Genomic DNA, 9,414 nt, shown 5'->3' with positions numbered 1-9,414 from the left:
ACACCCGACTGCTCGACTTGGCAAACGTGCCGCGTGCGCTAGTCAATTTTGACACCCAAGGCTTTATTAAAATGGTGGCAGAGCGCACGTCAGGTCGTTTGCTCGGGGTGCAGGTTGTCGCAGCGGAAGGTGGTGAAATTATCCAAACGGCAGTGATGGCGTTACGAGCAGGTTTAACTGTTCAGGAAATCGGCGATGACTTGTTCCCTTATCTGACCATGGTTGAAGGACTCAAGCTCTGTGCGCAAACGTTCACCAAGGATGTAAAGCAGTTGTCCTGCTGTGCCGGTTAATCGCTCCGGCTCTGGTCAATGCTAGCACTGTCCAAAATTTGAACGTTCGCTTTGCGACCGAAGCGGTCGATTTGTGGTGGCACTCTTCGGTCGCAATATGATGGCGTAACCGAAGGGATAACATGCGGATCTATTGGGGGAAGTCCACTGCTCTAAGGCTGTTTTCGCCGCGGACAAGGTAGGTCATAACTTCTACTATAGTTTGGCCAAACCGGACAAACTATAGTCCCATGAACAGGAGGAAATCGGTAGAAAGGGGGAGTGGTGGGCCCAGCTGGACTCGAACCAGCGACCAAGGGATTATGAGTCCCCTGCTCTAACCAACTGAGCTATAGGCCCAAATTTACTGCATGGCAGTTTAACCAACTGAGCACAAAGCTCTTTTTGGAAAGTTGCCTGCCAGAAACGAAGCGGGCGCCATTATACCGTTGAGGAATGGCGCCCGCTACTGTGGGGTTGGATTTATCCGTTGCCCTGGTCGTCGATAAAGCCGCGCAGGTGGTCAGACCGTGACGGGTGACGCAGTTTGCGCAGGGCCTTGGCTTCGATCTGGCGGATCCGCTCCCGGGTGACGTCGAACTGCTTGCCGACTTCTTCCAGGGTGTGGTCCGTGTTCATCTCGATGCCGAAACGCATGCGCAGTACCTTGGACTCCCGGGCTGTGAGACCGGCGAGGACGGAGCGGGTGGCTTCCCGCAGGCCTTCGGCGGTGGCGGAATCCACCGGTGAAAGGGCCTGGATGTCCTCGATGAAATCCCCCAGATGGCTGTCTTCATCATCGCCGATGGGGGTCTCCATGGAGATCGGCTCCTTGGCAATCTTCAGCACCTTGCGGATCTTGTCTTCCGGCATTTCCATGCGTTCGCCCAGCTCTTCCGGCGTCGGCTCGCGGCCCATCTCCTGCAGCATCTGGCGGGAGATACGGTTGAGCTTGTTGATCGTCTCGATCATGTGCACCGGAATCCGGATGGTGCGGGCCTGGTCCGCGATAGAGCGGGTGATGGCCTGACGGATCCACCAGGTGGCGTAGGTGGAGAACTTGTAGCCGCGACGGTACTCAAATTTGTCCACCGCCTTCATCAGGCCGATGTTGCCTTCCTGGATCAGGTCCAGGAACTGCAGGCCGCGGTTGGTGTACTTCTTGGCGATGGAGATAACCAGTCGCAGGTTAGCCTCGACCATTTCTTTCTTGGCGCGACGGGCCTTGGCTTCACCAATGGACACCCGGCGGTTGATTTCCTTGATGTCAGGGATTGCCAGGTCCACTTCGCTCTGTACGTTGGCGATGCGCTTCTGCAGGCGCACGATTTCGTCCAGGCGTTCGTTAATCGCCGAAGCGTAGGGCTTCTTGGAGCGGGCAATCTTGGGCGCCCAGTCCAGGTTGGTTTCGTTACCGGGGAACGACTTGATGAACTCTTTCCGGTCCATGCGGCATTCCCGCACGCAGATTCGCATCACGGCGCGCTCGTTCTCGCGGACCACCTCATTGGTGGAACGTACCACGTTGACCAGCTCATCAAAGGCCTTGTTAGCCAGCTTGAACGGGGCGAACACCTGCCCCAGTTCGTTAAGGGCCTCCTGGGTCTTCTTGTGGGCGCGACCGTGTTTTTCCAGGTTTTCTTCGGCCACGGCGAGCTTTTCACGAAGCAGTTCGAAACGCAGCCGGGTTTCCTCGGGATCCGGGCCGCTCTCCTTTTCTTCTTCGGAGTCGTCATCGTCGTCGTCGCCGGAAGCGGTGTCGTCGTTTGAAGATGTATCCGTGGTTTCTTCGCCCATAAACGGCTCGGCGTCATCCGGATCCAGGAAGCCGGATACGATATCGCTGATACGGCCTTCGTTCTCGATGATGCGGTCGTAGGCCTGGATAACGGTGCCGGCTGTGCCGGGAAAATGGGCAATAGCAGCCATCACATCGCGGATACCTTCCTCGATGCGCTTGGCAATAACGATTTCCCCTTCACGGGTCAACAGCTCAACGGTGCCCATTTCACGCATGTACATGCGTACCGGGTCAGTTGTGCGGCCGGCGTCAGATTCGACGGCGGCCAGTGCAGCCGCGGCTTCGGCAGCGGCGGCCTCGTCGGCCGTGGAGTCGCCTTCAGTCATGAGCAGCGTATCAGCGTCGGGTGTTTCCTCGCTGACCTGGATGCCCATGTCATTAATCATGCGGATTATGTCTTCTACCTGATCCGGATCCGCGATATCCTCAGGCAGGTGGTCGTTGACCTCGGCGTAAGTCAGGTAACCTTGCTCTTTTCCTCGGGCAATGAGGTCTTTCAAACGGGATTTCTGAGAATTGCCTGACATAGACACCCTGTGAACTTGATGGTAAAAAGGAAAAAAGTTAAACAACCATTATAGCGGCCGCACCAGACGACTGCCACCGAATGGTTAGATGGTGATCAGTGGTCGTGGTTTCAAGTGGGCACTGAAAAAATCCTTTGCTTCCAATCTTTTCTCACCAAACCTCCTGATTCTTCGATCCTTCCTGTTTGTTTCATCCGTGTTTTCCCTGATGGGCTGATAGCGAAGCCTTGAGCTGTTGCCGCTCTTCCGGGCCCAGGTCGGCAAAGTTTAGGTCCCGGGCTTTCTCTGCCAGGGCCTTCAGTCGTTGTTTCTGCCGTGCCTCATCGTTGGGGGCCAGCAGTGCCCGGGCGCTGTCGAGGGCTTCCTCTCGTCCGGGCAGGTGTTCAATGCCGTCAAACAACGAGCGGAACCTTGCCTGGTCCGCCGGTGAGCGTGCCAGGGTCTGGTAAACCTGTCTGCGGGTGCGAAGGCCTTGCTGGTCCAGCCATTCGGCGAAGCCGGCGGCCTTGTCCAGTTGCCGGTCCTGGCGACACAGGTCCTTGAGTTCAACGGCCATTTCCGGTGCCTCCAGCATGGCAAGGCAGACCATATGGTTCTTGCTGAGGCGGACCGGCACCCGCTCCTGTGGTGTCGATGGCGCAGGCCCCGGGTTTCGGTTGCCGCCGTTTCGTCCCGCGCTACCGGGCTGCCAGGTCCGTGGTGGCCGACAAAGTCGCAGCATTTCGTGCCACATGGCATCCCGCAGGCTGCCTCGGGGCATACGGCTGAGCAGCGGTTCGACCCGCGAGCGCAGCTCCCCCTGGTTCTCCGGCAGGCTCAGGTCCAGGCCTTCCTGCATCCGGTCAAACAGGTAGCGGGACAGCGGGCGGGCCTGTTGTATGCGTTTCTCGAATGCCTCGGCGCCTTCCTTGCGGATGAGCGTGTCCGGGTCCTCGCCCTCCGGCAGCATCAGGAACTGCAGGTGAATGCCGTCTTCCAGCAGTTCCAGGGCATTTTCCATGGCCCGGTCTGCAGCCCGATGGCCGGCGGTATCGCCGTCAAAACAGAACACCAGGTGCCGGGTCTGCTTGAGCAGGGCTGCCAGGCTGTCCTGGTTGGTGGCGGTGCCCATGGCGGCAACGGCATAGTGAATGCCGAACTGGGCCAGGGCTATGACATCCATGTAGCCTTCTACTACCAGCAGCTTGTCGATGTGCCGCAACGCTTGCCGGGCCTCGAACAGGCCGTAGATTTCCCGGCTCTTGTGGAAGGCATCGGATTCCGGCGAGTTGATGTACTTGGCCTTGTCATCTCCCAGGGTGCGTCCACCGAACGCCACGGTACGGCCGCGGGTGTTGCGGATGGGAAACATGACCCGGTTACGGAACAGGTCCCTGGGCCTGCCGTAGCGGTCAGAAACTGTGCCCGTTTCAATCAGCGGCTTGCGTAGTTCCTCGCTGGCCGCGTTGTAAAGGGCGGTGCCGGCACCCGGGGCAAAGCCGAGCTGGTAAAGCTCGATAATAGCGTCATCCAGACCCCTTGCGGCCAGGTACTCCCTGGCCAGCTGACCCTCGGTGCTCGCCAGCCGGTTGCGATAGAACTCGCGGGCATAGTCCAGGGCATCTGTCAGCGTGCGACTTTGCCGGATCTGCTGGCTGGCAACCTTGTCGTAGGGTACTTCCAGGCCGGCTCGCCGGGCCAGTTCCTCGACTGCGGCGGTAAAGTCGAGCCCCTCGAATTCCCTTACAAAGCTGATAGCATCGCCATGGGCGCCACAGCCGAAACAGTGATAGAACCCCTTGTCAGGTCGGACATTGAACGACGGGGTCTTCTCGTCATGGAAAGGGCAGCGGGCCTTATAGTTGGCGCCGGCTTTCTTGAGGGTAATGCGGGAGCCAATGAGCTCAGCAAGGTCTGTCCTGTCCAGCAGGTTCTCGATGAATTGCTGGGGGATCAGTCCGCTCATGCCTACTCCCTATCCTGTGCTTGGGGCAACACTGCCCGACGCCACAGCGAAAAATGCCGTCGGAACTATGCCCCGACGGCATTGGTATCACGCTCTCCTGCCAGTATGAATCTGACAGGCTTCTCGCGCCATGAACAGGTTCAAAACCCTGCCGTACAGGGTTCCGGACCGTTCTTCTTAGTACAGGCGCTCGAACTTGCGTTGTTCCCGCTGAAGCTTCTTGAGATGACGCTTGACAGCAGCGGCAGCCTTACGCTTGCGAACAGCCGTGGGCTTCTCATAGTGCTCACGACGACGTACTTCAGACAGTACGCCTGCTTTCTCGCAGGAGCGCTTGAAACGACGCAGCGCTACATCAAACGGTTCATTCTCTTTCACTTTAACAGCTGGCATTAAAAATCACCTACCTTGAATTCGGTTTGAAATATTGGACAAATTTCGGCCAGTCCTATTTAAGGCCGGCAATGATAGCGCCAGTGGACCTTGATCGTCAATTGTCTGGTGAAACTATCGACAGTGTTTCTGATAGAATGCCGCCAAATTTAACAGACACCTGACCCGAGGTACCCGCCCCATGCTGATTCTGGGTATTGAAACCTCCTGCGACGAAACCGGCGTAGCCCTGTACGACAGTGAAAGGGGGCTACTGGCGGACGCGCTGTTCAGCCAGACGGACATGCACGCCGATTACGGTGGCGTGGTGCCAGAGTTGGCCTCCCGTGACCATGTCCAAAAGCTGCTGCCCCTCTGCGACGAGGTTCTGGACCGGGCTGTTTGTACGCGTAGTGATATCACGGGAATTGCCTACACGGCAGGCCCCGGCCTGGTCGGCGCGCTGATGGTAGGCGGCTCGGTTGCCCATGCCCTGGGCCTGGCGCTGGATATTCCGGTGCTGGGTGTCCATCACATGGAGGGGCACCTGCTGGCGCCCATGCTTGAGGACAACCCGCCCGGATTTCCGTTCGTGGCGCTGCTGGTGTCCGGCGGGCATACCCAGTTGGTGAAGGTGTCCGGCATCGGTGAGTATGAGTTGCTTGGTGAGTCGGTGGACGATGCCGCCGGTGAGGCGTTCGATAAGGCCGCCAAGATGTTGGGGCTGGACTATCCGGGAGGGCCCAGGGTGGCTGCACTGGCAGAGCAGGGGCGTGAGGGCGTCTATCGTTTCCCGCGCCCGATGACTGATCGGCCGGGCCTGGAGTTCAGTTTCAGTGGCCTGAAGACCTATACCCTCAATACCGTGACCGCGGAGCAGGCAGCCGATAACTGGACAGAGCAGACCCGCGCCGATATCGCCCTGGCCTTTGAAAGCGCGGTAGTGGATACCCTGGTGATCAAGTGCCGGCGGGCGCTGGAAGCGGCGGATTGCGACCGCCTGGTCATGGCAGGGGGCGTCAGCGCCAACCGGCGCCTGCGGGCGGCCCTGGAAACCATGGCCGGCAAGCAGGGCGCATCGGTGTTCTACGCCCGGCCGGAGTTCTGCACCGATAACGGGGCCATGATCGCCTATGCGGGCTGTCAGCGGTTGCTGGCGGGGCAGAGGGATGGCGACCGGATCGTGGCAAAGCCGCGCTGGCCTATGGACACCTTGCCGGGACTTGCCGACGAGTGTCTCGACGGACTGGCGCCGTAAACGGGACGCTAGAACCGGCTTTCCCGCCCCTGGGCAAGCCGGATCAGGTTGTTGCGGTGACGGATGACGATAACAATGGCCAGCAGGCCAAACAGGGGCAGGGTTTCCGGCTCGAACAGGGCGCTGATTACCGGCCCTGAGCCAATGGCGATCACCGAGGCGAGGGCCGAGATGCGCCAGCGCCAAATGATGACCAGCCAGATCAGTGCCAACAGGGTAGTGGTCAGAGGTGCCAGCACAAGTCCACTGCCCAGGGCGGTAGCAACGCCCTTGCCGCCCTGGAACCGGTACCATACAGGCACCATGTGGCCGGTGACGGCACAAAGGGCCACCATGGCCTGGGCAAAGACGGAAAAGCCGTAATGGCCGGCGAGCCAGACCGGGACAGCGCCCTTCAGGGCGTCCAGCAGCAGGGTAAGGCCAGCAGGGAGCGGCCCGCCGCTGCGATACACATTGGTAGCGCCGGGGTTCCGGGAGCCAAGTGCCCGGGGATCGGTCAGGCCGCCCAGGCGACAGACCGGGATGGCGAAGAGGATCGAGCCGACCGCATAGGCGAATCCACACAGGGCAATAAGCAGTATCGGCTGGCTGATGGAATCCATGGTCGGGGCGCTTCCTGTTTGCGGCCTGTTGAGTCGGGACTTCCGACCTTAGCCCGTTGTTGTCGGTGGTTCAATCAGCAAATAGGCAATGGTGGAGTAACGCCGTGAGTGACAGCGTATTGATCGAGGGCCTGGTCGTAGAAACGGTGATCGGGGTCTATGAATGGGAACGGGAGATCCACCAGGAGCTGCGCGTTGACCTGGAAATGGCCTGGGATAATCGTCTTGCGGCAGCGTCCGATGATGTTCACAAGGCCCTGGATTATGCGGCAGTGAGTGAACATGTGCAGGATTTCTTCAGGGGATGTCAGCCTGCGTTACTGGAAACCGCCGCTGAAAAACTGGCTGCCTCGCTTATGTCAACGTTTGCGGTGCCAGGGCTGAGGCTCACGCTGTGGAAGCCCGGTGCAGTCCCTGCCGCCCGCCAGGTGGGGGTAAAGATCCAGCGGGGCGTCTGGTAATGGCTGGCCCGGTTCAGGTTTTTATCGGTGTCGGCAGTAATGTGGATCGCCACCACCATATTCGGGCCGGGCTGGAGGCGCTGGCGCAGGCGTTTGGTGAGTTGGCCGTGTCACCGATCTACGAAAGCGAGGCAGTGGGCTTTGACGGCTCTCCTTTCTTCAACCTGGTAGTGGGCGTTCGTACCGCGAAGTCGGTAGGGGAACTGAGCCGGTGCCTGAAAGCCATCGAGCTGGCCAACGGCCGCAAGCCTGGAGCACCCCGGTTCAGTCCGCGGACCCTGGACCTGGACGTACTGACCTACGGTGACCTTGACCAGGCCACCGATGGGGTGGAGATTCCGCGTCCGGAAATTCTTTACAACGCGTTCGTGTTGCGCCCGCTGGCGGAACTGGCTGGTGATCAACGCCACCCGGTCAACGGTCGCACCTACCGCGAGCTGTGGCAGGCCTATGACCGTGAACAGAAGCTCTGGCCAGCGGACTTCCGCTGGCCAGGGTAATCGATGCCCAGGCTACTCGCCCCGGAATAATCGCATCAGGCCTGCCGTGGAGCTGTCCAGCTCCTCGTAGCGAATACCTTCACCAAGTTGTTGCAGGATGGGCTTGCCCAGCTGTTTGCCCAGCTCCACACCCCACTGATCGAATGAGTTCAGGTTCCAGACCACCCCCTGGACAAAGGTGCGGTGCTCGTAGAGCGCAACCAGCGCTCCGAGCACCTCCGGTGTGGCCTTCTCGAACACGAGGGTATTGGACGGCTTGTTCCCGGGAATCACCTTGTGGGGTGCCAGCCGGTCCACTTCATCTGCCGACAGTCCCTGGGCTGTCAGTTCGCTGCGGGCTTCAGCCTCTGTCTTGCCCTGCATCAGTGCCTGGGTCTGGGCCAGGCAGTTGGCGAACAGGGTGGCGTGATGGTTGGCGACCGGATTGTGGCTTGTCAGGGGGATAATGAAGTCCGCCGGAGAGAGCACCGTGCCCTGATGCAGCAGTTGATGATAGGCGTGCTGGCCATTGGCCCCGACGCCTCCCCAGATTACTGGCCCGGTGCGGTAGTCCACCGGCTCACCAGTGCGATCGACCCGCTTGCCATTGCTCTCCATGTCCAGCTGCTGGAGATGGGCGGGGAGTTCCTTCAGATATTCGTCGTAGGTGAGGATAGCGTGGGTGTCGGCGTCCCAGAAATTGACGTACCAGACGCCCAGCATGGCCATCACCACAGGCATGTTTTCCTGCAGTGGCGCTTCCCGGAAATGCGTATCCATGGCCCGGGCGCCGTCGAGTATACGGCGGAAGTTGTCCATGCCCAGGGTCAGTGCGATGGGCAGGCCAATGGCGGACCACAGGGAATAGCGACCACCTACCCAGTCCCACATGGGGAACACGGCCTCAGGCGCGATGCCAAAGTGTCGGGCCGCGTCGGCATTGGCGGTAACCGCCACAAAGTGCCGGGCGAGGTCCGCCTCGGTGGCGCCGGCATCCAGCAACCACTGACGTGCGAGCTTGCTGTTCTCCAGCGTTTCCTGGGTGCCGAAGGACTTGGACTGCACCAGGAACAGGGTGCTCTCTGGACGTACCTTTGCCAGGACTTCACTGATATCAGTGCCGTCGATATTGGCGATGTAGTGGCAATGGATGCCTTCACGGCTATAGGGTTTCAGTGCCTCGGTCATCATACGCGGACCAAGGTAGGAGCCGCCGATGCCAATGGAGACCACATCGGTCAGGGGGTCACCCCGGTAGCCGGTACGCTCGCCGCCGTGCACCTGTGCCACGAAAGCCTCCATCTGCTCCAGGGTGGCCTGGACTTCCGGCACAATATTGATCCCGTCCACCCGGATATCCTGGTCAGGGGTTGCTCGCAGGGCAGTATGCAGGGCGGGTCGGTGCTCGGTGTTATTGATGGTATCGCCGTTAAACATGGCCTCTCGGGCTTCCGGGAGCCGACAGGTCTTCGCCAGGGCGGCCAGCAGGTCTGGCGTGGAGCGATCGATGCGATTCTTCGAATAGTCCAGCTGCAGTCCTGCAGCGGTCAGGGAAAAGCGATGGAAACGCTCCGGGTCGTCCCGGAACAGCGTGCGCATGTGCACCTTGTCCAGTCGGGCCTGGTGTTCACGCAGGGCGTGCCATTCCGGTGTCCGGGTCAGGGGGGAACGTACCTGTACCATCTTGCATCCTTTCT

8 protein-coding genes, 1 tRNA gene and 1 pseudogene are annotated in these 9,414 nt (G+C 60.0%); 4 read left to right on the top strand and 6 right to left on the bottom strand.

Going from position 1 to position 9,414, the window contains the following annotated elements:
* Nucleotides 1–293: pseudogene (locus tag BM036_RS16430) on the top strand (mercury(II) reductase); the annotation flags it as partial.
* Nucleotides 294–555: 262 nt separating this feature from the next.
* Here BM036_RS16430 and BM036_RS16425 read toward each other — a convergent pair.
* From BM036_RS16425 to rpsU, 4 genes are all read right to left on the bottom strand, one after another.
* Nucleotides 556–632, bottom strand: a tRNA-Ile gene (locus tag BM036_RS16425).
* A 123-nt stretch (nucleotides 633–755) separates the two neighbouring features.
* Nucleotides 756–2,600, bottom strand: coding sequence for an RNA polymerase sigma factor RpoD (gene rpoD / locus BM036_RS16420; RefSeq protein ID WP_091854356.1), 1,845 nt, complete (start codon nucleotides 2,598–2,600; stop codon nucleotides 756–758).
* A 190-nt stretch (nucleotides 2,601–2,790) separates the two neighbouring features.
* Nucleotides 2,791–4,545 (bottom strand): DNA primase, encoded by a 1,755-nt coding sequence (gene dnaG / locus BM036_RS16415; protein WP_091854354.1) that lies wholly within the window; start codon nucleotides 4,543–4,545, stop codon nucleotides 2,791–2,793.
* A gap of 177 nt (nucleotides 4,546–4,722) precedes the next feature.
* Nucleotides 4,723–4,938, bottom strand: a complete 216-nt coding sequence (gene rpsU, locus BM036_RS16410) for a 30S ribosomal protein S21 (protein WP_007153483.1) — start codon at nucleotides 4,936–4,938, stop codon at nucleotides 4,723–4,725.
* A 181-nt stretch (nucleotides 4,939–5,119) separates the two neighbouring features.
* On the opposite strand from rpsU, the gene tsaD reads away from it, so the two are divergent.
* Nucleotides 5,120–6,175, top strand: a complete 1,056-nt coding sequence (gene tsaD / locus BM036_RS16405; protein WP_091854353.1) for a tRNA (adenosine(37)-N6)-threonylcarbamoyltransferase complex transferase subunit TsaD — start codon at nucleotides 5,120–5,122, stop codon at nucleotides 6,173–6,175.
* A gap of 8 nt (nucleotides 6,176–6,183) precedes the next feature.
* Here the strand turns inward: tsaD and plsY are convergent, their stop codons facing one another.
* Nucleotides 6,184–6,777, bottom strand: coding sequence for a glycerol-3-phosphate 1-O-acyltransferase PlsY (plsY, locus tag BM036_RS16400; protein ID WP_091854351.1), 594 nt, complete (start codon nucleotides 6,775–6,777; stop codon nucleotides 6,184–6,186).
* 104 nt (nucleotides 6,778–6,881) lie between these two features.
* Here plsY and folB point away from each other — a divergent pair, with 104 nt between their 5' ends.
* Together folB and folK are read left to right on the top strand one after the other, a co-directional pair.
* Nucleotides 6,882–7,238 carry a dihydroneopterin aldolase gene (folB, locus tag BM036_RS16395; protein ID WP_091854349.1) on the top strand — a complete coding sequence of 119 codons (357 nt, stop codon included), beginning with the start codon at nucleotides 6,882–6,884 and terminating at the stop codon, nucleotides 7,236–7,238.
* Complete coding sequence (gene folK, locus BM036_RS16390; RefSeq protein WP_091854347.1) at nucleotides 7,238–7,738, top strand: 2-amino-4-hydroxy-6-hydroxymethyldihydropteridine diphosphokinase; 501 nt, start codon at nucleotides 7,238–7,240, stop codon at nucleotides 7,736–7,738. The genes folB and folK overlap by 1 nt, the downstream gene beginning before the upstream one ends.
* A 12-nt stretch (nucleotides 7,739–7,750) precedes the next feature.
* Here the strand turns inward: folK and pgi are convergent, their stop codons facing one another.
* Nucleotides 7,751–9,400 carry a glucose-6-phosphate isomerase gene (pgi, locus tag BM036_RS16385; protein ID WP_091854345.1) on the bottom strand — a complete coding sequence of 550 codons (1,650 nt, stop codon included), beginning with the start codon at nucleotides 9,398–9,400 and terminating at the stop codon, nucleotides 7,751–7,753.
* Nucleotides 9,401–9,414: the final 14 nt, after the last annotated feature.

This window comes from Marinobacter segnicrescens (assembly GCF_900111555.1).
Lineage (GTDB): Bacteria > Pseudomonadota > Gammaproteobacteria > Pseudomonadales > Oleiphilaceae > Marinobacter > Marinobacter segnicrescens.
This window is presented reverse-complemented; position numbering and strand designations above follow the sequence as displayed.

What these genes read in the sequence shown, in the direction of transcription:
- tsaD (WP_091854353.1), top strand. Translation starts at nt 5,120, where the DNA reads ATGCTGATTCTGGGTATTGAAACCTCCTGCGACGAAACCGGCGTAGCC.
- pgi (WP_091854345.1), bottom strand. Translation starts at nt 9,400, where the DNA reads ATGGTACAGGTACGTTCCCCCCTGACCCGGACACCGGAATGGCACGCC.
- rpsU (WP_007153483.1), bottom strand. Translation starts at nt 4,938, where the DNA reads ATGCCAGCTGTTAAAGTGAAAGAGAATGAACCGTTTGATGTAGCGCTG.
- dnaG (WP_091854354.1), bottom strand. Translation starts at nt 4,545, where the DNA reads ATGAGCGGACTGATCCCCCAGCAATTCATCGAGAACCTGCTGGACAGG.
- rpoD (WP_091854356.1), bottom strand. Translation starts at nt 2,600, where the DNA reads ATGTCAGGCAATTCTCAGAAATCCCGTTTGAAAGACCTCATTGCCCGA.
- folK (WP_091854347.1), top strand. Translation starts at nt 7,238, where the DNA reads ATGGCTGGCCCGGTTCAGGTTTTTATCGGTGTCGGCAGTAATGTGGAT.
- plsY (WP_091854351.1), bottom strand. Translation starts at nt 6,777, where the DNA reads ATGGATTCCATCAGCCAGCCGATACTGCTTATTGCCCTGTGTGGATTC.